The sequence below is a fragment of the Castellaniella sp. FW104-7C03 genome (assembly GCF_040276085.1).
GTDB lineage: Bacteria > Pseudomonadota > Gammaproteobacteria > Burkholderiales > Burkholderiaceae_B > Castellaniella.
This window is the reverse complement of the sequence record NZ_JBELOK010000002.1, coordinates 23,315-48,943: the sequence shown is the minus strand read 5'-3', so window position 1 is coordinate 48,943 and position 25,629 is coordinate 23,315. Positions and strand designations below refer to the sequence as shown.

Here is a 25,629-nt window from a genome sequence, read left to right as displayed (position 1 = left end):
CGAGTACATGTCTTCAGTTCTCGTACAATTCAGTCTGGAACTAGATAACAGAATCCCATGGTCAAGGAAAAAACCACAGTGCGCCCAGAGCCGTCACAGGCTGGGCCGGCATTGCCGCAAGACTTCGAAACTGCATTGTCCGAACTCGAGTCAATCGCTTCGCGTATGAGCGATGGCGATTTGGGGCTTGATGAGTCGATTGCGCTGTATCAACGGGGTGTTGCCTTGGCTCGTGTCTGTCAGCAACGCCTCGAAGCGGCCGAACAGCAAGTGCAGGTCTTGCAAGGGCAGTTGCTCGAACCCCTGGATGGTACCCCCGGGCAGGATGGCCAATAATGTCCGTGGCAGGCAGTTTTGATCAATGGCTGCAAGACGCAGTCGGCCGGGTTGGCGGGGTGTTGTCCGAGCTCCTTCCCGAAGCCGACGAAAGCCCCGCGCAGCTGCATGAGGCAATGCGCTATGCCGTGTTGGGCCCAGGCAAGCGGGTACGGGCTGCTTTGGTGTACGCTGCGGGTGAGGCCAGTTGCCCCTCAGGCAGTGCGTCCGCCGCCCAAGGCCTGGCGCTGGATGGTGCGGCCGCGGCAGTAGAGCTTGTTCACGCATATTCCCTCATCCACGATGATCTTCCGTGCATGGATGATGATGATTTGCGGCGTGGCCGGCCTACTGTTCATCGGCAATTTGATGATGAAGCGCTGGCAATGCTGGCGGGAGATGCCCTGCAACCTCTGGCCTTCGACTGTCTGGCACAGATGCCGATCGCCCCGGCCTTGGTGGTGCAAGCCGTGCAATTGCTGGCTCGGGCGGCCGGTGCCGACGGCATGGTGGGTGGGCAGGCCATCGATTGTGCCAGTGTCGGCCATGCCCTGAATATCGATGCACTGCAACGCATGCACCGCATGAAAACCGGTGCCATGCTCGAAGCCAGCGTGCTGCTGGGCGGGGTCGTGGCGGGTGCCAGTTCAACGGCGCGCAACGGGCTGGAGTCCTATGCGGCCGCGATGGGGCTGGCGTTTCAGATCGTGGATGATATTCTGGACGTTACGGCAGATTCGGCTACCCTGGGAAAAACGGCAGGCAAGGATGCTGCACAGGGCAAACCTACTTATGTCTCCATTCTCGGCCTGGACGCTTCGCGTAGTTTGCTCAACGATCTTCGAGAGCAGGCCCACGAGGCGCTGTTGCCTTTGGGCCCGTCGGCCGGCCGCCTGCGCGAGCTTGCGGATTACATCATTGGCCGAACGCACTGATACAGCCAGACCCAGGACACCAGAAGCACAAGATGACGATATTGGACACCATTGATTCTCCTGCACAATTGCGCAAGCTGGATCGTCGGGCACTCAAAGAGCTGGCGACAGAGCTACGCAGTTTTCTTGTGCAGTCGGTTGCTCAAACGGGCGGGCATCTGTCCTCCAATCTGGGTACGGTCGAGCTCACGCTTGCTTTGCATTATGTCTTTAACACGCCCCAGGATCGTCTGGTCTGGGACGTTGGCCATCAATCGTATCCACACAAGATTCTGACGGGCCGACGCGAGGCTATGGCAGGCTTGCGCCAACAAGGTGGTATTTCGGGGTTCCCCAAACGCTCCGAGTCCCCCTACGATGCCTTTGGCACTGCACACTCATCCACCTCGATCTCTGCAGCGTTGGGCATGGCCGTGGCTGCGCGCAATGCGGGTATCGACCGCCAGCATATTGCCGTGATTGGCGATGGGGCCATGACGGCTGGCATGGCCTTCGAGGCGCTTAATAACGCGGGTGTGACACCCGATGTCAATTTGCTGGTGATCCTGAACGACAACGACATGTCGATTTCGCCGCCGGTCGGGGCGCTGAACTACTACTTTGCCCGACTTCTGTCCGGTCAGTTTTATGCACGTGCCAAGACAATGGGGCGGGCCATGCTGCAGCATGTGCCACCGGCATTGGCGCTGGCACGCAAACTTGAGGGTCATGCCAAGGGCATGCTGTCACCCTCTACGCTCTTCGAAGAGCTGGGCTTCAACTATATGGGCCCCATCGATGGTCACGACCTCGAAGCGCTGCTGCCCACCCTCGAAAACATCCGGGCACTAAAGGGTTTGCAGTTTCTGCATGTGGTTACCCGCAAGGGGCAGGGCTACAAATTGGCGGAGGCCGACCCCGTCCTTTATCACGGGCCTGGCAAGTTTGATCCCTCGGTGGGCATCCAGAAGCCTGCCCAGCCTGGGCGGCAGTCGTTTTCGCAGATCTTCGGCCAATGGTTGTGCGATATGGCAGGGGCCGATGACAAGCTTATTGGCATTACGCCTGCCATGCGCGAGGGCAGTGGCCTGGTTGCCTTCGAGCGTGCGTATCCGCAGCGTTACTTTGATGTGGGCATTGCCGAGCAGCATGCGGTTACTTTCGCGGCAGGGCTGGCCTGCGAGGGCTATAAACCTGTGCTGGCCATTTACTCTACATTTTTACAGCGTGGCTACGATCAGCTGATCCATGATGTGGCATTGCAAAATCTGGATGTGACTTTTGCGCTGGATCGTGCCGGCATTGTGGGGGCCGATGGTGCCACACACGCGGGCAACTATGATATTGCCTATCTGCGCTGTGTACCCAATATGGTGGTGGCCACACCCTCCGACGAACACGAGGCACGCCTCTTGCTCAACACCTGCTATCGTCATCCCGGGCCTGCTTCGGTACGCTATCCTCGCGGGCCGGGCTGTGGTGTGCAGCCTGGCGATACACTCGATACGGTCGAGATCGGTCGTGCCGTGGTGCGCAGGCAAGGGCAAGCCATTGCCATTCTGGCGTTCGGCACGCTGCTGCAATCCGCCATTCAGGCTGCTGAGGCGCTGGACGCCACGCTGGTGGATATGCGCTTTGTGAAGCCGCTGGATGAATCCCTGCTGTCGCAATTGGCCGCTGGCCATCAGTTGTTTGTCACCCTCGAAGAAGCAGCCATCATGGGCGGGGCGGGTAGTGCAGTGACCGAATACTTTCATCGGGAGGCGATCGTGTGCCCGGTTCTGCAGCTTGGGCTGCCGGACGAATTCATCGATCACGGGGACCAAAAGGCGATCCTGGCAGGCTTAGGCCTGGACGCCCAAGGGATCGAGGCGTCAATACGCCAGCGTTTGCAAGGAAATCATTCATGAACACGGTGCTCGATCCGGTTCTGGTAGCCATGCCGGATGTGCAAAGTAGTGCGGATGCACGCCATATTGCCATCCAGCGTGTCGGGGTTCGGGGGGTACGTCACCCGTTGCTGGTTGCCACGGCAGCACAGCCACAGGCCACGATTGCCCAATGGGAAATGACAGTTGCGCTGCCTGCCGAAGAAAAGGGCACCCATATGTCGCGCTTTATTGCGCTGCTCGAGGCTCGACGGGCCCAGGCTCTGAGCCCGACAGGTCTTGCGCAGCTGGCCGCCGACATGCTGGATCAGTTGCAGGCAGATGCGGGCGATCTGTCCGCGCGGTTTCCGTATTTCCTCGAAAAATCCGCGCCCGTCACCGAGGTCCGCAGCCTGATGGATTATCAGGTGTGCTGGGCGATCCGGGCACGGCGTCAGCAGGCAAGTCAGTTTTCTCTCGAGGTTCAGGTGCCGGTAACCAGCCTGTGCCCGTGCTCCAAGGCCATTTCCGAATACGGTGCGCATAACCAGCGCTCACATGTCACAGTGCGGCTCGAGTGTCCGGCAGCGCAGGCGCCGGCGTTGGATACGCTGATTCCCGCCATCGAGGCGCAAGCCTCGTGCCAGCTGTGGGGGTTGCTCAAGCGGGCAGACGAAAAATACGTCACTGAGCGCGCCTACGAGAATCCAAAGTTTGTCGAGGATCTTGTCCGCGATGTGGCCGTCATGCTGCAGCAACAGCCGGGCATCCAGTGGTTTGAAGTCGAGGCTGAGAACTTCGAATCCATACACAATCATTCGGCCTATGCAGTGGTGCGTAGCGCCTGAATCTCCCGGCGTATTTGCTGTAATCATCGCACCGGCCAGGCGCAAGTACCCTGTGTTGTGTTTGGTTGAGGTTTCCTGATTTGTGCTAGAATGCCGGGTTACTTGCCCGACCGTCCCTGGTTTTTCAGTGGTGGCGGGCTGTCTGTCAATCGCAGATATCCTCAAGGAGTCATTTATGCGTCACTACGAAGTAGTGTTCATTGTGCACCCCGATCAAAGCGAGCAAGTGCCCGCCATGATCGAGCGCTATCAAACCATGGTCACCACTAACGGCGGCCAGATTCATCGCGTCGAAGATTGGGGCCGCCGCCAGCTGGCTTACCCGATCCAGAAACTTGTTAAAGCGCATTATGTCTGCTTTAACATCGAATGCGGTCAAACGGCACTCGACGAGCTCGAGCACTCGTTCCGCTACAACGACGCCATCCTGCGTCACCTGTTCATCAAGACCAAGCACGCCCACACCGAGCCTTCTCTCATGATGAAGTCAGTCGAACGCGAAGAGGCCCGCAAGGCTTCCGCCGAGACCTCGAACTCCTGATCCGGCGCTCGCGCGATCCGTGAACCAGGTCAAGCTGGCTGCGAACCTCCTGGAGATTCAACCGCTGCGTCACACCCCGGCAGGCTTGCCGGTTGTCAGATTGCAGATGACGCATGAATCCCGGGTAATCGAAGCGGGCCTGTCCCGTCAGGTATCCATGACACTCAAGGCGGTCGCTCTGGGAGACATCGCACTGCAGTTGGCCAATACCCCCGTGGGGACGGCCATTCGGGTAGTTGGGTTTCTCGCACCGCAGCGGCAGGGATCGGATCGGCTGGTATTGCATATCCAGCAGCTTGTGCAGGCAAATTGAATGAACCCACCGGGCCTTGCCCGGTATCAGACAAAGGTTAACATCATGGCTTACTTCAAGAAGTCGAAAGAAAAACGTAAATTCGGGCAACAAAACCCGCTGTTCAAACGGCGCAAATTCTGCCGCTTCACCGTCGCCAAGGTCGAGGAAATCGACTACAAGGATCTCGACACCCTGCGTGATTTCATCCAGGAAAACGGCAAGATCATCCCGGCACGCCTGACCGGCACCAAAGCGCACTATCAGCGTCAGCTGGACACAGCCATCAAGCGTGCGCGCTTCCTGGCCCTGTTGCCGTACACCGACAACCATAACTAATCCGAGGTCCCCGTCATGCAAGTCATTCTGCTTGAAAAAGTCGTCAATCTCGGGAACCTAGGTGATGTGGTGCGTGTGCGTGATGGCTACGCCCGCAACTACCTGATTCCCCAGAAAATCGCGCGTCGGGCAACCGACGCAGCCCTGAAAGAATTCGAAGCCCGCCGCGCCGAGCTCGAAAAACATCAGGCCGAGAAACTGGCCGCCGCCGAGGCGCTCTCCGAGAAGCTGCACGGCTATGCCCTGATCATCAGCCAAAAGGCGGGCGTCGATGGCCGCCTGTTTGGCTCGGTGACCAATATGGACGTTGCCAAGGCTTTGCAAGATGCTGGCTTCAGCGGTGTGCACAAAGGGCAGGTTCGCATGCCCGACGGCGCCATCAAGGCAGTGGGCGAGTTCCCCCTGCAGGTTGCGCTGCACGCGGACGTCGTGGCTGATGTCACACTAACCGTGCAAGGCGAAATGGCCTGATGCCATTTGCCTGTCGTGCTACATTTCTTCCATGAAGAAGTAGCAGGGCGAGCACCAAGGCCGGCTCGATGCCGGCCTTTTTTATTGGATCAAGGATCACGTGGTGGATATCGAAACCGACAATCAACTGGATTATCTGCGCGTCCCGCCGCACTCCATCGAGGCCGAGCAATCGGTGCTGGGTGGTTTGCTGCTGGATAATGCCGCATTTGATCGTATTGCCGATGTTCTGGTCGAAGATGATTTCTATCGTTTTGACCACCGCCTGATCTGGCAGCACATTACCCGTCTGGTGGGCCTGGCGCGCCCAGCCGATGTCATTACGGTTCACGAATCCCTGGCCACGGCCGGCAAGGCCGATGATTGCGGCGGCTTGCCTTATCTCAATGCGTTGGCGCACAACACGCCCTCGGCGGCCAATATCCGGCGCTATGCCGAGATCGTGCGCGAGCGCTCCATGCTGCGCAAGCTGGTATCAATCGCCGACGAGATCTCCGCGGCTGCCTTCAATCCTCAGGGCAAAGAAGCCCGGCAGATTCTCGACGAGGCAGAATCCCGTGTGTTTCAGATTGCACAAGAGGGTGCCCGCGGGATGGCTGGATTCCAGGAGATCCGGCCCTTGCTGGCGCAGGTTGTCGAGCGTATCGACGAGCTGTACCACCGCGAGGGAGATTCTGATGTTACGGGCGTACCCACGGGTTTTGATGATCTCGATCGCATGACATCCGGCCTGCAGCCAGGTGATCTTGTCATCGTTGCCGGCCGCCCGTCCATGGGTAAAACCTCATTCTCAATGAATATCGGTGAGCACGTCGCCATCGAGCAAGGTCTGCCGGTGGCCGTATTTTCCATGGAAATGGGCGCGGTACAGCTGGCGATGCGCATGATTGGTTCCGTCGGCATGCTCGATCAACATCGAATGAGAACCGGGAAACTCAATCAGGATGACTGGCCCCGCCTGACACATGCAGTGCAAAAGGTTGAGCAGGCACAAATCTATATCGATGAAACGCCGGCGCTCACCTCGATGGAGGTACGGGCGCGTGCCCGCCGCCTGTCGCGGCAGTGCGGGCAGCTGGGAATGGTGATCATCGACTACATCCAGCTGATGTCAGCCAATGGCGGGGGTGAAAACCGCGCCACCGAGATTTCCGAGATCAGCCGCTCGCTCAAGGCCCTGGCCAAAGAGCTCAATTGCCCGCTGGTGGCTTTATCGCAGTTAAACCGCAGCCTGGAGCAGCGCCCCAACAAGCGGCCGGTCATGAGCGATCTGCGTGAATCAGGGGCTATCGAGCAGGATGCGGACGTGATCATCTTTATCTACCGGGATGAGGTTTACAACCCTGATTCTCCTGATAAAGGCACGGCCGAAATCATTATCGGCAAGCAGCGGAATGGCCCGATTGGCACGGTGAGGCTGACATTTCAGGGTGCCAGCACACGGTTTCTTAATTTCTCTGCTGCGCCGGGTTACTAAGCCTGATCAGCATGGGCGGTCATTTGCAGGGCCATGTCAAAGGCTGCCCTTAAAGAGGCAGGATCGGCGATCCCCTTGCCGGCGATGTCAAAGGCAGTGCCGTGATCAACGCTGGTGCGTACAAACGGCAGTCCTACTGTTACATTGACGCCTTCATCAAGCCCCAGATACTTTACCGGGATGAGCCCCTGGTCGTGATATTGGGCCACCACGATGTCAAACTCGCCTTTTCGGGCCCGCATAAAGATGGTGTCGCCCGGCCAGGGGCCTGAGACATCCAGCCCCTGTGCCTTGGCCGCCTGGATGGCGGGCAGGATATGGCGGGATTCTTCTGTGCCAAATGCACCGCCTTCGCCGGCATGGGGATTGAGCCCAGCCACGGCAATGCGTGGCTGGCGGATACCGGCCTGCCGGCACGCCAATTGGGCCAGGGTAATGGCACGGTGCTCAGCCTGCTGGTTGATGGCTTGGGGAACATCCGCCAGCGCCATGTGGATGGTAACCAGCAGGACACGCAGCTCGTGGTTGGCCAGCATCATGGCGTAATCGGTGGTGGCGGTGCGCTCTGCCAGGATTTCGGTGTGTCCGGGGAAATTTATGCCTGCCGCGTGCAAGGCTTCTTTGTGCAGCGGTGCGGTAACCACGGCACGCAAACGGCCGTCCTGGGCATCATCAATTGCGTGGCACAGGTACTCGTAAGCACCTCGCCCCGCGCGGGCGTCTACATACCCGTAGGGCAGGTCTGGCGGCAGGCTGTCCCATCGATTCAGCACACCGATGACGCCCTTGCAGGAACCTGCTCCAGGGGTTTTCAGTGGCTGAATCCTGATTTGCTCTTCGAGGCCCAGTGCTGTACAGGCCCTGGCCAGAATCCCTGCATCGCCGTACACCACGGCGGGGTGGGGTAACCCCTGGTGAAACAGCTTGACGATAAGCTCGGGGCCAACCCCTGCGGCATCCCCCAGGGTGAAACCAAGAGGTAAGTGGCTGCGTTGCATATTGACGGACTCAGAGCGCATCGCTGGCGTAGTCTGCCAGGCGGGAACGCTCGCCGCGTTGCAAGGTGACATGGCCTGCGTGTGGCCAGCCCTTGAAGCGGTCGACCACGTACGTAAGCCCCGAGCTGCCTTCGGTGAGGTAGGGCGTGTCGATTTGCGCGATATTGCCCAGGCAAACGATTTTGGTGCCTGGGCCCGCTCGCGTAATCAGCGTCTTCATCTGTTTGGGCGTCAGGTTCTGCGCTTCGTCGATGATCAGGAACTTATTGAGGAAAGTACGCCCCCGCATGAAATTAAGGGATTTGACCTTGATGCGTGAGCGGATCAGATCCATGGCAGGTGTTTTGCTCCAGTCGGGGTTGCCTGAGCTGGGGGTGCTGGTGATGGCATTGCCGGCCCCCTGGTGCAAGACTTCGAGGTTGTCTTCCAGGGCACCCATCCAGGGCAGCATTTTTTCTTCTTCGGTACCAGGCAAAAACCCGATATCATCGCCCACGGGCACCGTGGCACGCGTGATGATGATTTCGGTGTAGCGTTTGGTTTCGAAGGCTTGCGATAACGCGCTGGCCAGGGTGAGCAGTGTTTTACCGGTGCCCGCTTGTCCCAGCAACGATACAAAGTCGATATCGGGGTTCATCAGCAAGTTAAGGGCGAAATTTTGTTCGCGGTTGCGTGCCGTAATGCCCCAGACGCTGTTTTTGCCGTGGCTGAAGTCGCGTAAAGTGGCCAGGACCGCACTTTTGCCGGTAACCTCGCGCACCTGTGCCGACAAAGGCATGTCGCCTTCGTAGTAGACAAATTCGTTGACGCTGAACTGGCTGCATAGCGGCCCACGCACCCGATACCAGGTAAGGCCGTTTTGCTGCCAGGATTCGATGTCTTTGCCGTGCTTGTTCCAGAAGTTTTCTGGCAGCGGCAGGATGCCGTCGTAGAGCAGATCAGAATCGTCGAGGACGTGATCGTTGAGATAGTCTTCGGCAGGCAGCCCCAATGCGCGGGCCTTCAGCCGCATATTGATGTCTTTGGACACCAGAACGATCTCGCGCTTGGGTGAGGCCTCACGCAATCCGTGGACAATGCTGAGAATGACGTTGTCGGCCTTGCCCATGGGCAGCTCGATGGGCAGTCGTGTGTCGGTGGGCCGTGTCTGGAAATACAGGGCTCCTCTGGCTTCTTTGTTGCCAGAGCCGTCCAGCAATACCCCCTTGTTGAGGTCGTCGGTATTGCCGATGAGCTCGTCGAGCGAGCGGCTGACCTGGCGTGCATTACGGGCGACTTCGGACATGCCTTTTTTCTGGTGATCAAGCTCTTCGAGCACAATCATGGGCAGAAAGACATCATGCTCTGCAAAGCGAAACAGCGAGCTGGGATCGTGCAGCAGCACGTTGGTATCAAGCACAAACAGCTTGCGCTGGCTGGCCGGCAGGCGCTTGGCCGGCCCCTTGCTGTTTTTGGCGGAGGGAGCAGGCTGTGTGTTGGATGCCGAAGCAGGTGAGCTGCTGGGTTTGGCAGCCTGGCGTGAGGTGGTGGCCGAAACAGCGGGAGCCGCCGTATCTGATTTGGCTGAGCCGGATGCTGTTTTGGGTGTTGTGGCAGGCTCGGTTGTTGCTGTACTTGGCGAACGGGTTGATTTTGTAAGAATCGCCGCGACCGCCGGCTTGTTGCGTGGTTTTCTGGGTGTGTCTGGTGTCGTGTTGGATACCTCGGTGTTGCCCGGTGGTGTAGCAACGAGGGTTGATACGGTAGCAGACGGGTCGACCGTAGCACCAAGCTTGGTCGGCGGTTTCGGAAGCGGCATGGAGTCTCCGGAAAGTGGGATTTTTAGGCGGTCAGCTTGCGCACGGCCTGCAAGACTTCGTCTGCGTGGCCCGGCACACGAACGCCACGCCATTCCTGCACCAGCGTACCGTGTTGATCAACCAGAAAGGTGCTGCGTTCGATGCCGCGCACCTGTTTGCCATACATGTTTTTCTGTTTCATGACATCAAAGAGCTGGCACAGGGTTTCATCTGGGTCGGATACCAGTGCGAAGGGCAGGCTTTGCTGGTCGGTGAAGTTTTCGTGTGATTTGATGGAATCCCGGGAGATGCCAAACACCGGGCAATCCAGCGATTGAAATTGCGGGTGGAGATCACGGAAATTTTGTGACTCTGTGGTGCAGCCCGGTGTGTTGTCTTTGGGATAAAAATAAAGAACAAAGGGTTTGCCCTGAAGTGCAGCTGAATCAAATGCACCGTGGGTGGATTCTGCGGTCAAGGAGGGCAAGGGTTTGCCGATTGCGACAGTAGTCATGGGGTTGGGTCTCCGGGTAACAAAAGCGCCAGAACGCGGCGTTCTTCGGACATCAAAATGTTGTATGTCCGGGCTGCGGCCTGGGTGGTCATGGTTTCGACACCGATACCCAGCTGCAACAGCGGGCGAAGGGTCTCGGTGGGTAAGAAGGTTTGGCGGGAGCCCGTGCCGATCAGCAACACTTCGGGGGCATCGTCCGGCAGGCGGCTGGGGGCGTCGTCAAGAAACGCCATGGGATCGTCCGAGGCCTTGTCAAGCCCGATAAGCGCCTTCAAAAGCGATGCATTGATCTCATTGACGCGGCTGATTTCTACCGCACGCACGGGGCCTTCAGGCCCAAAGCAGATGGCGTTTTCGTAGCGCACCTGATTGATCTCCAGGTGGTGCTCGCCGTATGCCGTTACGGTATTCAGTGCTGGATTAAGGTCTTTTTGCAATAACACGGCATGCTCCAGAGTTCCTGTGATGATAGCGCAGTGTGCTCCCGCCGACAGGCAGGCTGATTTGCGAGTCGCACACGCATGCGCTAGATTATCGGATTTGCTGCACTGCATCTACTTGCCGCCAGAATCTTGTTTCAGCCCTGCCGAGGATCATCATGACCACCTTTCCGCGTATCGAGCGCCTGCCACCCTATGTGTTCAACATTACGGGAGAGCTCAAGATGGCTGCCCGGCACCGGGGCGAGGACATTATTGATATGTCCATGGGCAATCCGGATGGCCCGACCCCACCGCATATCGTGGCCAAGCTGGTTGAGGTTGCCGAGCGGGAAAACACCCATGGGTATTCGGTATCCAAGGGCATTCCGCGTCTGCGCCGGGCCATTACGCAGTGGTACGAGCGCCGTTACGGCGTGCAGTTTGATCCCGATACCGAGGCGATTGTGACGATCGGCTCAAAAGAGGGCCTGGCCCACCTGATGCTGGCGACACTGGATCGCGGCGATACGGTGCTGGTGCCCAACCCCAGCTATCCGATTCACATCTACGGGGCGGTAATCGCAGGGGCTAATATCCGTTCTGTACCTATGATTCCAGGTCTGGATTTCTTTGAGGAAATCGAGCGTGCAGTGCGCGAGACCATCCCCAGGCCCAAGATGATGATTTTGGGCTTTCCCAGCAATCCCACCGCCCAGTGCGTGGATTTGTCGTTCTTCGAACGCGTGGTGGCACTGGCCAAAGAGCATGGCATTTTGGTGGTGCACGATCTCGCCTATGCCGATATTACGTTTGATGGCTATGTGGCGCCCTCCATCATGCAGGTGCCCGGTGCTCGTGATGTGGCTGTCGAATTCTTCACCATGAGCAAAAGCTACAACATGGCGGGGTGGCGTATCGGTTTCATGGTGGGCAACCGCGAGCTGGTCAATGCGCTGGCACGCATCAAGAGCTATCACGATTACGGCACCTTCACGCCTTTGCAGGTGGCTGCCATTGCGGCGCTTGAGGGCCCGCAAGATTGCGTGGCCGAAGTGGTCGAACAGTATCGTCGCCGCCGTGACGTGTTGGCCAAGGGCCTGCACGAGGCAGGATGGCCGGTGGATATCCCTAAGGCGTCGATGTACATCTGGGCGCATATCCCCGAGCCCTATCGGGCGATGGGTTCTCTCGAGTTCTCCAAGCACTTGTTGTCGGAAGCCAAAGTGGCGGTTTCACCAGGGATTGGTTTTGGTGAGTACGGCGACGAATACGTGCGCTTTGCCCTGATCGAAAACGAGCAACGTACCCGCCAGGCGGTGCGCGGCATCAAGGATATGTTTCGCAAGGACGGGTTCCTGAAATGAAACCAGTTCGAATCGGCTTGTTAGGCTTGGGTGTTGTTGGCGGGGGTGTCTGGACAGTACTGGCGCAAAATGGCAGCGAGATCGCGCGTCGTGCCGGGCGGTCCATCGAAGTCACTGCCGTGGCTGTGCGTGATGTTGCCAAGGCGCGGGCGCTGGTTGGGCCTGACGTCCGCATTGTGAGCAATGCGCTTGAGCTTGTGAGTGATCCGGATATCGACGTCGTCGTCGAGCTCATGGGGGGCGATACGTTTGCCAGAGCCTGCATTCTTCAGGCGATCGAGCACGGAAAGCATGTGGTCACGGCCAACAAGGCCTTGCTGGCCGTGCATGGGAACGAGATTTTCGCGGCGGCCCAGGCCCGCGGAGTAATGGTGGCTTTCGAGGCGGCGGTTGCCGGTGGAATTCCGATCATCAAGGCGATCCGCGAAGGCCTGACAGCCAATCGTATCCAGTGGGTGGCCGGCATTATCAATGGCACCACCAACTTTATTCTCTCCGAAATGCGCCAGCGTGGGCTGCCCTTCGAAACCGTACTGGCCGAGGCCCAGCGATTAGGATATGCAGAAGCCGACCCAACCTTCGATATCGAAGGTGTGGATGCCGCGCACAAGCTTACTTTGTTGGCGTCGCTTGCCTTTGGCATCCCGGTGCAGTTTGACAAAGTCACCACTGAGGGTATCTCCCATCTGGCTTCCGAAGACATCGTGCACGCCGAGCGTCTGGGGTATCGCATCAAGCTGCTGGGTATCACCCGCCGGCGCCCGGATGGCATCGAGCTTCGGGTGCACCCCACGTTGGTGCCGGCCGACTGCCTTCTGGCCAATGTCGAAGGTGCCATGAATGCCGTGCTTGTCAGGGGTGATGCTGTGGGTTTGTCCATGTATTATGGACAAGGGGCCGGGGCTTTGCCCACGGCATCAGCCGTCGTGGCCGATCTGGTCGACGTTGCGCGTTTGCAAATGGCTGATCCCGAGCACCAGGTTCCCTACCTGGCTTTCCAGCCAGAGGCCGTGGTGGATATTCCTGTGCTGCCGATGGCAGAAGTGCATTCCAGCTTTTATTTGCGCTTGCGTGTGGATGATGTGCCGGGCGTGCTGGCCGATTTGGCACGGATTCTGTCTGGTGCGGGGATTTCTGTGGGGTCAATGTTCCAGCAGCCGCACGGTGACCAGCAGGCCGACATTATTTTCCTCACCCACGAAACCCGTGAAGGCGATGTGGATGCTGCCTTGCAAGTGATGCAAAAGCAGTCTTTTGTCCGCTCTGATGTCACCCGTCTGCGCGTGGAGAATTTCTCATGAAATATCAGTCTACCCGGGGCGGTATGGCCCCTATGCCATTTTGCGACATCCTGCTTGAGGGCCTGGCGCCCGATGGCGGCCTGGCCTTGCCGGTCTCCCTGCCGCAAATTTCCAAGACACAGCTTGAATCCTGGCGCAGCCTGTCCTATGCCGAGCTCGCCGCCCAGGTACTGGGCTTATTCATCGACGACATTCCCACCAATGACTTGCAGCGCCTCACGCAAGCCGCCTATGCCCCCGAGGTGTTTCCCCGGATTGCACCATTAAAGCCATTGCGCCCCGGCGTGTCGTTGCTGGGCTTGTCCGAGGGCCCTACGCTGGCGTTCAAGGACATGGCCATGCAGTTTCTGGGACAGGTGTTCGAGTACGTGCTGGCGCAGCGTGGCCAAACCCTCAATGTGCTGGGTGCCACCTCGGGAGACACTGGGTCTGCCGCCGAATACGCCTTGCGTGGCAAGCGTGGTGTGGCGGTGTTCATGCTGTCGCCTCATGGACGCATGAGCGCTTTCCAGCGCGCGCAGATGTATTCGTTGCAAGACGCCAATATCCACAATATTGCGGTACGGGGTGTGTTTGACGAATGCCAGGATATCGTCAAGGCACTCTCCGGCGATCTCGATTTCAAGAATCGCCACAATCTGGGTGCCGTCAATTCCATCAACTGGGCACGCATTGCCGCACAGATTGTGTATTACGTCTGGGGTTGGCTGCGTGCCACCACCGGGCCGGATCAAAAGGTCTCGTTTGCGGTGCCGTCGGGCAACTTTGGCAATATTCTGGCCGGCCATCTGGCGCGTCGGATGGGGGTGCCCATTCATCGCCTGGTTTTGGCCAGCAACGAAAACAACGTCCTTGAAGAATTTTTCCGCACTGGGGTGTATCGGCCACGGCCGGCCAACCAAACGTACGCCACCTCCAGTCCCTCGATGGATATTTCGCGGGCCTCCAATTTCGAGCGCTTTGTGTTTGATCTGGTGGCGCAGGATCCGGCTCGGGTTCGCAGTCTGATGTCCGCCCTGAAGCAAGACGGCCAGTTCGACCTCTCCGACCTTAAATCGCAGTTCACAGAGCGCTACGGCTTTGTTGCGGGCACCAGTACGCATGCCGATCGTCTGGCCACCATCCGGGCGGTATACCAGGAGTCGGGCTTGCTGATTGATCCGCACACGGCAGACGGCGTGCATGTCGCCCTGTCGCACCTTGATCCGGGTATCCCGATGCTGGTGCTCGAAACAGCGTTACCGGCCAAGTTCTCTGAAACCATTCTTGAGGCAACCGGCCGACAGCCCGAAATTCCAGAGGCACTGCGGGATTTGCAGCAGCAACCACAGCGCTTTGAGGTCATGGATTGCGACGCCGGTCTGGTGGCCGATTATCTTCGTCGGCACGCCTTGTAGCGTGGGCTGATTGCCTTACTCAGTGGCCTGTTGTGCCGCTTTCAGGCCACTGCGTACGGCACCTTCCAATACAGCCGGGAAGCCCGTGTCTGTCCAGTCGCCGGCCAGATAAAGGCCTGGCCAGGGGGGCTCCGTGCCCGGGCGTTTCAGGCCTGGCACCACATCAAAAGTAGCGTGCTTTTCTGTAATCAAAGACCACTGCTCGACGGCCGGTAAAGGGTGTTTGGCCTGGTCTCGAATCTGCTGCAGCACGCCGTTAAAAATCGTGTCCGGGGCTGTGTCGGCGTAGCGCTGGGCCCGTCCGATCACAATGTGCGCCATGGATCGGGCTTCGGCTGTGTTTGCATAAGCACTGGCGTCAAACATCCATTGCCCCCATGCTTGCCGGGCAGGGTTGTCTTGCAGCAGCAGCATGGCGTGCCCCGAGTTCCAGGGTCGGCTCAGGCGTAGGCTCAGTGTGCCGATGGCTGCCATTTGGGGCAAGGGCCAGGTGTCCAGCCAGAGATTGGCACCGGGCAGGGGAGACAGCAGCCGCCGGGCTTCGCGTGCGGACGTTGCAACAATCACCCGATCATGGCATTTGCCGTTCAAGTACCAGGTGTTTGCCGGGCCAGCTTGCAATTGTGTGATGCGTTCGCGGCTCAGTCGGTCGCCCAGCTGTGCGCAGGCCTGGCGAGGCCACAGATCGTGGAGATGACCTCGCGGGATCAGCAGATCGCTGTCGCCGGGGTGGGCACCCAGGCTCTTGGCCAGCAAGTGTGCCAGCAAACGGGCATCCGTGTGCTCCAGAGCGGTATTGGTGGCAGCCAGACAAAGCGGTGCCCACAAGACGTTTTGCAGCCGGGGTGGGCACCCCAGTTGTTGCAGCCAGAGGGCTGCATTCATGTCCGCGGGGATCACCGGATTGTCCAGGGACCGCAGAACCCGATTCAGGTGCAGGCGGCCGCGCCAGCCTTGCAAGCCTTTGCTGCCGAACATCACCCCAAGTTGGTGAAAAGGCGCTGGCAAAGGCCAAAATGAGAGTCTCAGGCTTTGATCTGCTGACTGAAGATTCAGGGAGTATCGGTAAAAGGCAGATTGGGGATCGACACCCAGTTGGGCCATCATGCCAAGGGAGGCGTGATAGGCACCCAGCAAAATATGTTGCCCATTATCTGTGGCCGTGGCCAGTGCCGGGTTACGGATGTGTCGTGCGCGCCCGCCGGCAGCGGCGGCCGCCTCGTAGACATGAACGTCATGCCCTTGCCGCAGCGCATGGATTGCAGCGGCCAAGCCAGCCCAACCGGCGCCAATGACGGCAAGCTTCATGCAGACAGACGGCGTATCAGGCCCGCGCCGCCGCCCACCCACACCTTCCAGGCCAGCCAGAATTTCCGGATGGGCGTAAGGGTGATGCGTTGGTTCAGGACATGCCAGCCGTCGCGTTCGATCTCGCCCAGCAGGGTGTGATAGATGGCTGCCATCATGAGCCCGGGCCTCTGGGCGCGCCGGTCGGTTTCCGGCAGCAGGCGCATGGCATCCCGGTATAGAGATTGTGCACGTTGCGTCTGTTGCCGCATCAGGGCTTCAAATGCTGCTGTGTGGTGGCCGTCCAGGATGTCGTCTACGGTAACGCCATGCTGTTGCATCTCATCGGCTGGCAGGTAAATCCGCCCGCGCCGGGCGTCGTCGCCCACGTCCCTGATGATGTTGGTCATCTGAAACGCCAGCCCCAGGGTTTCGGCATATTGCAGGGTGCGCGCATCGGTGTACCCAAAAATACGGGCAGATAAATCTCCCACCACACCTGCGGCGCGCCAACAGTATTCTTTCAGGGCGTTCCAGTCATCGTAGCGAAACTGGTCCAGATCCATTTCCATGCCTTCGATTATGGCGTAGAACGGGGCAGACTCAAGCCCAAAGGTTTTGATATGAGGCGCCAGTGCAATGGCCACAGGGTGGTCTGGCGTACCGTCAAACATCAGGTCGACCTGGCCGCGCCACCAGGCCAGTTTCATGCGTGCCACCGAGGCTTCTTCGGCGTTGTCCACGATGTCATCCACTTCACGGCAAAAGGCATACAGCGCCGTAATGGCGTGCCGTTGCTGCGTGGGTAGAAACAAAAATGAGTAGTAAAAGCTCGAGCCGCTTTGGGCGGCCTTTTGCTGGCAGTAATCGTCAGGTGTCATGGCTTAAGGGTAAGGCTGTGTCTTGTGCCGGGCGAGGCCGGCCGAATGCGCGCCAGCATAGCAGGAAGCTATCTTGCCGACCCACGATGGGCCGATTGGCGTAAGGGTTGTAACCACCAGCCGCCAGTTTTTCGAGGATGCGCAATCCTCCCAGTACCACCAGCCGCAGCTCCCAGCCGATGCGTCCCGGCAGGCGCCAGGCCAGGGGGCTGCCGGCAAGCAGGGCGTGTTGCGCCTGCCGGGCCTGTTCGCGCAATACTGCCTGCCAGGGTGCAGGCGCTTGCGCGGGTGGATTCTGGCAGAGATCAGCCAGTGCCGGCAGGGTGACATGGTGCCGTGCCAGGCATTCTAGCGGGATATAACAGCGGCCTTTGGCCTGGTCGATTGCCACGTCCTGGCAAAAATTGACGCGCTGCAGCCCGGTGCAGATGGCATCCGATTGCTCGATGTCTTGAGAACTGGTGGCGCCAAACAGGTGCAGCATCAGCCGGCCCACAGGGTTGGCCGAGCGTCGGCAGTAGTCTTTCAAGGCAGTCTCGTCAGGATAGTGGGTAACGTCCAGATCCTGAATAAAGGCGGACAGCAGATCCAGCAGAGGTTGAATCGGTAATTGATGTTTTGCGATGGTCAGGCGCAGGCGCTCGAAGATTACGCTGTCTTCGGCGGACAGGGCAACGCGAACAGTCTGGTGAGCGCCCAGATCCTGTACGGCCAGGCGCCAACGCTCGAGCACCTCCCGGCGCGTTGCGGTATCTGCGTCGCCTTCATCGGCCAGGTCGTCTGCGCCGCGTGCAAATGCGTATAGGGTTTGCACGGCAGGGCGCAGCCTGGCCGGCAACAGAAGTGATGCGACAGGGAAGTTTTCGTAGTGATCGATGGCCATTAAGCGGCAGTATACTGATCCTCAGTTGGCGAGGCGCGTGTGCCCCGCTTTTCTGTTTCATGAGGATCCCATGCCGCGTCCAATCCTGGTGACGGTCGATACAGGGGCTTTGTCCCATAATCTGCAACAAGTGGCTCAACGCCTGTCCCAGGATGCGCCAGGTGCGGCGCCCTTTGTGTGGGCGGTCATGAAATCCCGGGGCTACGGTCATGGGGTAGCCGCAGCCCTAAAGGGGTTTGCCCAAGCGGATGGCCTGGCGATGCTGGATCTCGACGAAGCCATTCAGTGCCGCGAAGCTGGCTGGACAGGGCCCTTGCTGTTGCTCGAAGGCTTTTTTGAGCCCGCCGATCTGGAGATTCTTTTGCATTACTGCATCCAGACCACCATTCATTGCACCGAGCAACTCGAAATGCTTGAGAGTGCCCTGTTGCGTACACCACTGGATGCCATGGTCAAACTGGACAGCGGCATGAACCGCCTGGGTTTCCAGCCAGCGCAATACCGTGCAGCGTTTGCCCGGGCACAGGCCCTGCACACCAGTGGTGTGTTGGGGTCTGTCGGCAAAATGACGCATTTCGCACGGGCGGACGACGACGTGGCCGTCACGCGGGCGCAGATGGACTGCTTTATTCAGGCTACCCAAGGCTTACCCGGCCCGGTCAGTGTGTGTAACTCTGCTGCTACGCTGACCCCTGGTTTTGCCGCTGCGGTTGGTGCCGCCAACCAGTGGGTACGCCCAGGCATTTGTCTTTATGGGGCGTCACCGTTTGCAGATAAGCCTGCCAGTCATTTTGGCCTGTTGCCGGCCATGACACTCAGTGCACGCCTCATCAGCACACATATTGTGCCGGCAGGAGAAGCCGTCGGCTATGGGCAAACCTTTCGTGCGCCTGAGGCCATGAAAATAGGGATCGTGGCTTGTGGGTACGCGGATGGTTATCCACGGCACGCCCCCACGGGCACCCCGGTTACCGTAGATGGGATTGAAACCCGCCTCGTTGGCCGCGTGTCCATGGATATGTTGGCGGTCGACCTCCAGCCGATACCCGATGCACATGTCGGCTCCAGTGTTGTACTGTGGGGCCAGGGTGGGCCTTCGGTGGATGCGGTTGCCCAGGCCTGTGGCACCATAGGCTACGAACTCCTTTGTGCCGTGGCGCCTCGTGTGCCACGGCGCGAGATCTAACTCCAGGGATCCCCATGAAAAACAGTTGCGTCCTCGTCACGGGTGCCACCAAAGGTATCGGTTGGGCCGTCAGCCAGCGATTGGCCGACCAAGGCTGTCATGTCGTGGGCTTGGCCCGACATACCGCCGATATCGATTTTCCCGGATATCTGTATGCGTGCGACTTGGCCAACGCCGGCGAAACTGAAGAGCTTCTGCGGGTGATTCGCGAAAAATATCCGGTGGATGCTGTGGTCAACTGTGTGGGCCCGGCCATGGCCGAACCCCTCGGAGAAGTTGATCTGGCTTCCCTGTATCAGGCCTTTGATCTCAACGTGCGTGTGGCTGTTCAGGCCGTGCAGGCATTTGTCCCGGGGATGAAGGCCCGCAAGGCCGGGCGTATTGTCAACCTCTGCAGCCGTGCGGTGCATGGTGCCGCCGGCCATACCAGCTACTCGGCTGCGAAAAGCGCCTTGCTGGGGTGCACACGCACCTGGGCACTCGAGCTCGCACCATACGGTGTAACGGTCAATGCAGTGTCTCCCGGCCCGGTCGAGACTCTCCAGTTTCGCTCCGAGTGTCCAGTGGGCAGCGATGCCGAGCGTGCGGTGCTGTCTACCATTCCGCTGGGGCGTCTGGCGCAGGCCGATGAGGTTGCTGCAGCCGTGGTGTTTCTGCTAAGTGACGAAGCTGCATTTATCACCGGACAAGAATTAGGGGTAGACGGGGGCGGCAGCCTGGCGGGCCGCTAATGGCCAAAGCAAAAGCCCGATCCCTGTTTCTGTGTACCGAGTGTGGTGGCACCACAGCCAAGTGGGAAGGCCGTTGCCCGCACTGCGGCGCATGGAACACTCTGCAAGAATCCCGCGAGCCTACCGCTTCGGCGGCCCATCGGTTTGCACCTCTGGCAGCCTCGGCCCCCGTGCGCCGGCTGGCCGACATCGAGGCGCGTGAACACACGCGTAACCCCACGGGTATCGAAGAGTTCGACCGTGTATTGGGCGGTGGCCTGGTCGCTGGTGCGGTTGTCCTGATCGGTGGCGACCCCGGTATCGGGAAATCCACGCTGCTGTTGCAGGCGCTTGCCAGCCTGTCTGCCCAGCAGCCTGTGTTGTATGTCACAGGCGAAGAATCAGCCGAGCAAGTGGCACTACGGGCGCAACGCCTGGGCGTATCCGGTGAATCAGTCGATCTGTTGGCTGAAATCCAGCTCGAGCAGATCACGCATGCCCTGCTAGAGCGCAAGCCTGATGTGGCAGTGATTGATTCCATCCAGACGCTGTACTCGGGAGAACTCACCGCAGCGCCTGGCTCGGTGTCCCAGGTTCGGGAGTGTGCGGCGCAGCTTACCCGTGTGGCCAAGCAAACAGGCATCACCCTTATCCTGATCGGGCACGTCACCAAGGATGGTGCACTAGCCGGCCCCCGGGTGCTTGAGCACATCGTAGATACCGTCCTGTATTTCGAAGGCGATACCCATTCTTCATTTCGCCTGGTGCGGGCCATCAAAAATCGCTTCGGTGCAGTCAATGAACTCGGCGTCTTTGCGATGACTGATCGTGGCCTGAAAGGCGTCAGCAATCCGTCGGCGCTGTTTTTGGCTGGCCATGCGCGCCAAGTGTCGGGGTCTTGCGTCATGGCTACTCAAGAAGGCACCCGGCCGCTGCTGGTTGAAGTGCAGGCTTTGGTGGATACCGCGCATGTGCCCAATCCCCGCCGGCTTTCGGTAGGCCTTGAAAGCAGCCGGTTGGCAATGTTGCTGGCCGTCTTGCACCGTCACGCAGGGGTGGCGACCTTTGATCAGGATGTCTTTGTAAACGCCGTGGGAGGGGTTCGCATCATCGAGCCTGCGGCCGATCTTGCTGTTGCGTTGGCCATTTTGTCTTCCATGCGTGATCAGGCCTTGCCCGAGGGCCTTCTGGCGTTTGGCGAAATTGGCCTGGCGGGTGAGATCCGCCCGGCGCCTCGTGGGCAGGAAAGGCTGCGCGAGGCTGCCAAATTGGGGTTTACTCAGGCGGTTGTGCCGCGTGCCAATCTGCCGCGTCAGGCCATCGAAGGCCTGGAAATCCGAGCAGTCGACCGCATCGAAGATGTCTTGAGTGTGTTGCGTTAAGGATTGATCTGGATGTTCGAGAGTATGTGGTTGATTCCCAGCTGTCTGCTGGTTGGCGGGATTATCGGGTTTTCAGGAGGAGTTCTGGGCATCGGCGGTGGCCTGTTTGCAATTCCTTTGCTTGGCCTGGTGTTGGGTTACGAGCAACAAGCGGCACAGGGGACAGCCCTGATCATGGTGCTGCCGGCGGTGCTGCTGACCGTGCGCAAATATCATCAGCGTTCGCCAATTAATCTGCGCTCGGCGGGTGCCGGGGCGGCAGGATCGATCATCTTTACCTGGATTGGTGCGCAGATCGCCCTTGGCATTGATCCGTGGCTGTTGCGTCGCATCTATGCCGGTTTTGTTTTTCTCATTGCGCTGTTTTATTTTCGCGAAAGCCTAGGCCGCGGGGCCAGAACGCGGTCGGAAAGTCACTATCATGATGTGGGTGAAGTTCGGCAGCTTTGGTATTTTCTAGTAGGTATTTTTGCAGGACTTACCGGCGGTATCTTTGGTGTGGGGGGCTCCGTGCTGGCTGTGCCTGTCATGACAACGTTATTTCATTTGCGCCAGACCGCAGCGCAAGGTCTTGCACTGACCATGATTGTGCCGGGCACTGTGGTGGCGCTGGCAACTTATGCGTGGCATGGGCAGGCGCATGGGTTGGTGGGTATTCCCTTGGCCTTGGGCAGCCTTTTGTGTGTGCCCTACGGAGTTCGCCTAGCCTATTCGCTGCCAGAGGCCCGGCTGAAACTGATTTTTGCCTGCATGTTGCTGGTGATCATGGCCCTTTTGTTGGCGCGAGGCCCGGCATGAGCCCCGTTCCTCCCGGCTGGGTGGCGCGGGCGTTTCCGTCCGGCGCTTTATGTGTCCCGCAGGCGCTGGCAGATCGGGTCTCGACAGGCTGGTTTGATCCGCACCAACCAGGTGCGCAGGCGGTTACCCAGGGTGGCCGGCAAGCGGCCTGGTTTGTCGATGGCGATTATGGCCCTGCTGTCTTGCGGCAATACCGGCGTGGTGGCTTGCTGGCGCGGCTGCGGCGCGATACATATTGCTGGTTGGGGGCTGCACGCGTAAGGGCCTGGGCCGAGGTTCGCGTGCTGGCCCACTTGCAGGCGGCTCGGGTGGCTGTTCCCCAGCCCTTGGCGGCGGCGTACTGGCGCACAGGCTTCAGCTATCGCAATGCCATTTTGGTGGGGCGCATTTTTGGGGCCACACCCCTGGCCCAGTTGCTGGATCGTGCTTCTCCATTGTCTGTGGCGAATGCGATCCGTGCCATGCATGACGCCGGCGTCTGGCATGCCGATTTAAACGCCTACAACATTTTGCTGGATCCGGACGATACCGTCTGGCTGATCGATTTTGATCGGGCCACGATTGGCCATGTCTCAAGCCGCCAGCGGCACAATAATCTGCAGCGCCTGCGTCGGTCCTTGCTCAAGGTAGCCGGGCCACAAGGGGCGGCCTGGGCCGGCCAGCTAGAGGCATGCTACTGAACCTGCCATTGGCAGGCACTAAAATACACTTGTCAATATCCAATTTTTGCAGGAACCCCCGCGTATGCGCACTCAGGACGAACTCAAGCAACAGGCAGCCCAGGCGGCCCTGGATATCGTGCTGCCTCAATTGCAGCCAGAAAGCATTCTAGGGGTGGGCACCGGTTCTACCGTTGACCGTTTCATTGATCTGCTGGCAGCCCATCGCGAGGCGTTTCGCGCAGCAGTGTCCAGTTCAGAGCGCAGTACCCAGCGCCTTCAGGCAGCGGGTATCCAGGTGCTTGATCTCAATGAGGTCTCCTCGCTCACCTTGTATGTCGATGGGGCGGATGAACTTGATCACCAGCTCAATATGATCAAGGGCGGGGGGGGGGCACTGACCCGCGAAAAAATCGTGGCGTCGGTGGCCGACCGCTTTGTCTGCATTGTCGATGAGAGCAAGCTGGTGCAGCAGCTGGGCAGATTTGCATTACCCATAGAGGTCATCCCGTTGGCGCGCGAGGCCGTTGCCCGCGAGGTTCGACAACTGGGAGGCCGGCCAGTGTTGCGGGCTGGGTTTACCACCGACAATGGCAATCAGATTCTGGATGTCAGCGGTTTGCAGTATGACGATCCTGCCGAATTCGAAGCCATGCTGAACAATATTCCAGGGGTGGTCTGCTGCGGTCTGTTTGCAATTTCCGGGGCGCATCTGGCATTGGTGGCAGGGCAGGATGGCGTGTCCCTGCTCGAGCTCCAGGAAAGCTAAACTCAACATACCTCAGGCGGTCATGTGGTTGTCATGTTTGCCTGCTATGCTGGGTTTCTTTTCAAGTGGCCAGCGTGATGGTACGCTTGCCCTCCTTGCACTCTAGTGTGTCACAAGCAGTCAGAGGCTTCCGATGCTGGAACATACCAATAAACAATTTCACGGCGAACTCGAAACCACACGATCCATGTTTCTGCAGATGGGTGGGCTGGTCGAGTCCATGGTGCTCGACGGCATTCATGCCCTATCCGAGGGGCAGCTGCAATTGGTCGACCGCGTCCGCGAACACGAGCGTCAGGTCAATCAGTTTGAGGTCGATATCGACGAGCGCATCAGCCAGTTGATTGCCCGTAATCAGCCGACTGCAGTTGATTTGCGGTTGTTGCTGTCAATTTCCAAAATGCTGACCGACATGGAACGCTGCGGCGACGAAGCAGAAAAAATCGCCAAAGTGGCACGCCGCTTGCATGAGTCGGATTCATCCTACGAACCCGTGGTAGAGCTGCGTCACATGGCCGATGGTGTGGCCAGCATGATCCGCGCTGCGCTGGATGCTTTTGCCCGCGAGGACCCCGTGGCGGCTGCGCAGGTTGTGCGCAACGACAAGGACGTCGACAAAGAATGGAAAGCGTCGCTGCGCCACATCATCACCTACATGATCGAAGATCCGCGCACCATTTCGCGTTCGATAGATCTCATCTTCATTGCCCGCGCACTAGAGCGTATCGGCGACCACGCCAAGAATATGGCCGAGCGGGTTATTTATATGGTGCGCGGCGATGATGTGCGCCACCTGGGGGTTAACAACACCGAGCGCATGGCGCGCGGCGAACCCCCAGAGCCCCGCGACTGACGGCTCGAACAGGCCGCCCTGACGGCTGGCACAGCTTGTTTGTCCGTATCCGGCAGGCTGTGTGTTGTGTTTGTTTGGTAATCAGGGGGCGGGGGGCTTATAGCCTTGTGCCTCGACGTCCTGGTCGTCAAACAAAAAAGCTTTCATGCGCTCGGCTAAAAATTTCCGGGCCTCAGGTTCTGCCAGGCTTAAGTGGTTTTCGTTTACCAGCCGGGTCTGGATATCCAGCCATTTGGCCCATGCGTCCCGCGAAATCTCGCGCCAGATCCTGGCCCCTAGCTCTCCCGGATAAGGGGGGTAATCAAGGCCGGCAGCCTCGCGGTTTAGTTTGTGGCAATGAATCATGCGGGCCATGTTCTGCGCTCCTACGGCTTCAACAGGCCACCATTGTAGCGGCCTAATTTGTGCCTGGTTTGGTGTGCAAGATTTGTAGTACCTGCGCCAGGCCTAGGCGCCAATCTCTTTCGAAAGGCCCCAGCAAGGCTTCAATGCGCGAGCAATCCAGCCGGCTGTTGGCGGGGCGTGGCTCGGGAGAGGGCCATTGGCTTGCACTGACCGGTGCCACGGTGGGTATGTCTGCCAACACTTTGCTTGCCTGTGCCTGACGAAAAATCTCTTCCGCGAATCCCTTCCAGCTGACCGTCGGTGTTCCGCAAAAATGATAGATTCTGTTGAACGCATCCACACCATCTGCTATCGGTGCGGTACTTGTCGGCGTGGATGTCTGATGTGTGGAAACCTGAGTCGCTTCGTCAGAGGTTATGACGTGCAGCGCCAGGCGATGCAAAGCCTGAGCCAGGTGCCCGGCCCACGTCGGGTTGCCGATCTGGTCGTCGACCACTCGCAAAGAGGTTTGGCGGCTGGCAAGGTTGAGCATGGTACGCACAAAGTTGGCGCCCCAGGCACTGAATACCCAGCTGGTACGTACCACGATGGCGCGGCTGTCAGCAGCCATCACGGCCTGTTCACCTTCCCATTTGCTGCGCCCGTAGGTATTTAACGGCGCCGGCGTGTCGGTTTCCTGGTATGGGCGGTCCAGCTGGCCGTCAAAGACGTAGTCGGTAGACACGTGCAGCAGCCGGGTGTGACGGGCAGCACATTGTTGTGCCAGCCACTGCGGGCCTTGTGCATTGATGGCCGTGGCCTGCTCGGGGTGGCTGGCCGCCTGATCCACAGCGGTGTATGCGGCGGCGTTGATCAGGCAATCTGCCGGATGCTGATCCAGAAAACGTACGATGGATGCTTCATTGCCCAGATCCATGTGCTGACGGGTGGCAAATACATAATGGGCGGTTGAGGGCTGTTGTTTGGCTAGTGCTTGCAGCGATCTGCCCAATTGGCCGTCTGCACCGGTGACAAGAATGACGGGTACGCGCATTGTG

General features: G+C 59.1%; 28 protein-coding genes. 19 read left to right on the top strand and 9 right to left on the bottom strand.

Annotated elements, in window-relative coordinates; all coding sequences use genetic code 11:
• Positions 1-57 precede the first annotated feature (57 nt).
• The 9 genes from ABS758_RS02250 to ABS758_RS02210 all read left to right on the top strand — a co-directional run bounded on the left by ABS758_RS02250 (position 58) and on the right by ABS758_RS02210 (position 7,065).
• Complete coding sequence (locus tag ABS758_RS02250; protein ID WP_350380777.1) at positions 58-336, top strand: exodeoxyribonuclease VII small subunit; 279 nt, start codon at positions 58-60, stop codon at positions 334-336.
• Positions 336-1,250 (top strand): polyprenyl synthetase family protein, encoded by a 915-nt coding sequence (locus ABS758_RS02245; protein WP_350380778.1) that lies wholly within the window; start codon positions 336-338, stop codon positions 1,248-1,250. Before ABS758_RS02250 ends, ABS758_RS02245 begins: the two co-directional genes overlap by 1 nt.
• Before the next feature lie 32 nt (positions 1,251-1,282).
• Positions 1,283-3,139, top strand: coding sequence for a 1-deoxy-D-xylulose-5-phosphate synthase (dxs, locus tag ABS758_RS02240; RefSeq protein ID WP_350380780.1), 1,857 nt, complete (start codon positions 1,283-1,285; stop codon positions 3,137-3,139).
• Positions 3,136-3,945, top strand: a complete 810-nt coding sequence (folE2, locus tag ABS758_RS02235) for a GTP cyclohydrolase FolE2 (RefSeq protein WP_350380781.1) — start codon at positions 3,136-3,138, stop codon at positions 3,943-3,945. Before dxs ends, folE2 begins: the two co-directional genes overlap by 4 nt.
• Before the next feature lie 175 nt (positions 3,946-4,120).
• Positions 4,121-4,486, top strand: coding sequence for a 30S ribosomal protein S6 (gene rpsF / locus ABS758_RS02230; RefSeq protein WP_350380783.1), 366 nt, complete (start codon positions 4,121-4,123; stop codon positions 4,484-4,486).
• A 19-nt stretch (positions 4,487-4,505) separates the two neighbouring features.
• Positions 4,506-4,799, top strand: coding sequence for a primosomal replication protein N (priB, locus tag ABS758_RS02225; protein ID WP_350380784.1), 294 nt, complete (start codon positions 4,506-4,508; stop codon positions 4,797-4,799).
• A gap of 45 nt (positions 4,800-4,844) precedes the next feature.
• The gene (rpsR, locus tag ABS758_RS02220) at positions 4,845-5,117 is read left to right on the top strand and encodes a 30S ribosomal protein S18 (protein WP_066456389.1); all 273 of its coding nucleotides are present in this window, start codon (positions 4,845-4,847) and stop codon (positions 5,115-5,117) included.
• 15 nt (positions 5,118-5,132) lie between these two features.
• Positions 5,133-5,588, top strand: a complete 456-nt coding sequence (gene rplI / locus ABS758_RS02215; RefSeq protein ID WP_350380786.1) for a 50S ribosomal protein L9 — start codon at positions 5,133-5,135, stop codon at positions 5,586-5,588.
• 103 nt (positions 5,589-5,691) lie between these two features.
• Complete coding sequence (locus tag ABS758_RS02210) at positions 5,692-7,065, top strand: replicative DNA helicase (protein WP_350380788.1); 1,374 nt, start codon at positions 5,692-5,694, stop codon at positions 7,063-7,065.
• Here ABS758_RS02210 and pdxA read toward each other — a convergent pair.
• The 4 genes from pdxA to ABS758_RS02190 are packed head-to-tail and all read right to left on the bottom strand — an operon-like array spanning position 7,062 to position 10,798.
• The gene (pdxA, locus tag ABS758_RS02205; protein WP_350380790.1) at positions 7,062-8,084 is read right to left on the bottom strand and encodes a 4-hydroxythreonine-4-phosphate dehydrogenase PdxA; all 1,023 of its coding nucleotides are present in this window, start codon (positions 8,082-8,084) and stop codon (positions 7,062-7,064) included. The two genes, ABS758_RS02210 and pdxA, sit on opposite strands and share 4 nt — an antisense overlap.
• Positions 8,074-9,861: a PhoH family protein gene (locus ABS758_RS02200; protein ID WP_350380792.1), complete on the bottom strand. Its 1,788-nt coding sequence runs from the start codon at positions 9,859-9,861 to the stop codon at positions 8,074-8,076. The genes pdxA and ABS758_RS02200 overlap by 11 nt, the downstream gene beginning before the upstream one ends.
• 23 nt (positions 9,862-9,884) lie before the next feature.
• Entirely contained in the window at positions 9,885-10,355 is a 471-nt protein-coding gene (locus ABS758_RS02195) for a peroxiredoxin (protein WP_350380794.1), read from the bottom strand.
• Complete coding sequence (locus ABS758_RS02190) at positions 10,352-10,798, bottom strand: Mth938-like domain-containing protein (protein ID WP_350380796.1); 447 nt, start codon at positions 10,796-10,798, stop codon at positions 10,352-10,354. Before ABS758_RS02190 ends, ABS758_RS02195 begins: the two co-directional genes overlap by 4 nt.
• Positions 10,799-10,953: 155 nt before the next feature.
• On the opposite strand from ABS758_RS02190, the gene alaC reads away from it, so the two are divergent.
• Genes alaC through thrC form a run of 3 tightly spaced genes read left to right on the top strand, consistent with a single transcriptional unit; the run spans position 10,954 to position 14,839 of the window.
• Positions 10,954-12,141 carry an alanine transaminase gene (alaC, locus tag ABS758_RS02185; protein WP_350380798.1) on the top strand — a complete coding sequence of 396 codons (1,188 nt, stop codon included), beginning with the start codon at positions 10,954-10,956 and terminating at the stop codon, positions 12,139-12,141.
• Entirely contained in the window at positions 12,138-13,442 is a 1,305-nt protein-coding gene (locus tag ABS758_RS02180; protein ID WP_350380799.1) for a homoserine dehydrogenase, read from the top strand. Before alaC ends, ABS758_RS02180 begins: the two co-directional genes overlap by 4 nt.
• The gene (gene thrC, locus ABS758_RS02175; RefSeq protein ID WP_350380800.1) at positions 13,439-14,839 is read left to right on the top strand and encodes a threonine synthase; all 1,401 of its coding nucleotides are present in this window, start codon (positions 13,439-13,441) and stop codon (positions 14,837-14,839) included. Before ABS758_RS02180 ends, thrC begins: the two co-directional genes overlap by 4 nt.
• A gap of 15 nt (positions 14,840-14,854) precedes the next feature.
• On the opposite strand, the gene hpnE is transcribed toward thrC, so the two are convergent.
• Genes hpnE through hpnC form a run of 3 tightly spaced genes read right to left on the bottom strand, consistent with a single transcriptional unit; the run spans position 14,855 to position 17,890 of the window.
• On the bottom strand, positions 14,855-16,147 hold the full coding sequence (gene hpnE, locus ABS758_RS02170; protein ID WP_350380802.1) for a hydroxysqualene dehydroxylase HpnE: 1,293 nt from the start codon (positions 16,145-16,147) through the stop codon (positions 14,855-14,857).
• A complete protein-coding gene (gene hpnD / locus ABS758_RS02165; RefSeq protein ID WP_350380804.1) occupies positions 16,144-17,007 on the bottom strand; it encodes a presqualene diphosphate synthase HpnD in 864 nt (287 codons plus the stop codon). Before hpnD ends, hpnE begins: the two co-directional genes overlap by 4 nt.
• On the bottom strand, positions 16,997-17,890 hold the full coding sequence (hpnC, locus tag ABS758_RS02160; protein WP_350380806.1) for a squalene synthase HpnC: 894 nt from the start codon (positions 17,888-17,890) through the stop codon (positions 16,997-16,999). Before hpnC ends, hpnD begins: the two co-directional genes overlap by 11 nt.
• A 70-nt stretch (positions 17,891-17,960) precedes the next feature.
• Here hpnC and alr point away from each other — a divergent pair, with 70 nt between their 5' ends.
• The 7 genes from alr to phoU all read left to right on the top strand — a co-directional run bounded on the left by alr (position 17,961) and on the right by phoU (position 24,247).
• A complete protein-coding gene (gene alr / locus ABS758_RS02155) occupies positions 17,961-19,076 on the top strand; it encodes an alanine racemase (protein ID WP_350380807.1) in 1,116 nt (371 codons plus the stop codon).
• Positions 19,077-19,090: 14 nt separating this feature from the next.
• A complete protein-coding gene (locus ABS758_RS02150) occupies positions 19,091-19,807 on the top strand; it encodes an SDR family oxidoreductase (RefSeq protein ID WP_350380809.1) in 717 nt (238 codons plus the stop codon).
• Positions 19,807-21,168, top strand: a complete 1,362-nt coding sequence (gene radA / locus ABS758_RS02145) for a DNA repair protein RadA (RefSeq protein ID WP_350380811.1) — start codon at positions 19,807-19,809, stop codon at positions 21,166-21,168. Before ABS758_RS02150 ends, radA begins: the two co-directional genes overlap by 1 nt.
• Before the next feature lie 12 nt (positions 21,169-21,180).
• Complete coding sequence (locus ABS758_RS02140) at positions 21,181-21,966, top strand: sulfite exporter TauE/SafE family protein (protein WP_350380812.1); 786 nt, start codon at positions 21,181-21,183, stop codon at positions 21,964-21,966.
• Positions 21,963-22,646 carry a 3-deoxy-D-manno-octulosonic acid kinase gene (locus ABS758_RS02135; protein WP_350380813.1) on the top strand — a complete coding sequence of 228 codons (684 nt, stop codon included), beginning with the start codon at positions 21,963-21,965 and terminating at the stop codon, positions 22,644-22,646. Before ABS758_RS02140 ends, ABS758_RS02135 begins: the two co-directional genes overlap by 4 nt.
• A gap of 64 nt (positions 22,647-22,710) precedes the next feature.
• A complete protein-coding gene (rpiA, locus tag ABS758_RS02130; RefSeq protein ID WP_350380815.1) occupies positions 22,711-23,394 on the top strand; it encodes a ribose-5-phosphate isomerase RpiA in 684 nt (227 codons plus the stop codon).
• 133 nt (positions 23,395-23,527) lie between these two features.
• A complete protein-coding gene (gene phoU, locus ABS758_RS02125) occupies positions 23,528-24,247 on the top strand; it encodes a phosphate signaling complex protein PhoU (protein ID WP_350380816.1) in 720 nt (239 codons plus the stop codon).
• An 81-nt stretch (positions 24,248-24,328) separates the two neighbouring features.
• Here the strand turns inward: phoU and ABS758_RS02120 are convergent, their stop codons facing one another.
• Complete coding sequence (locus ABS758_RS02120) at positions 24,329-24,601, bottom strand: oxidative damage protection protein (RefSeq protein WP_350380817.1); 273 nt, start codon at positions 24,599-24,601, stop codon at positions 24,329-24,331.
• Positions 24,602-24,644: 43 nt separating this feature from the next.
• Entirely contained in the window at positions 24,645-25,625 is a 981-nt protein-coding gene (gene rfbD, locus ABS758_RS02115; protein WP_350380819.1) for a dTDP-4-dehydrorhamnose reductase, read from the bottom strand.
• Between the last annotated feature and the right edge of the window lie 4 nt (positions 25,626-25,629).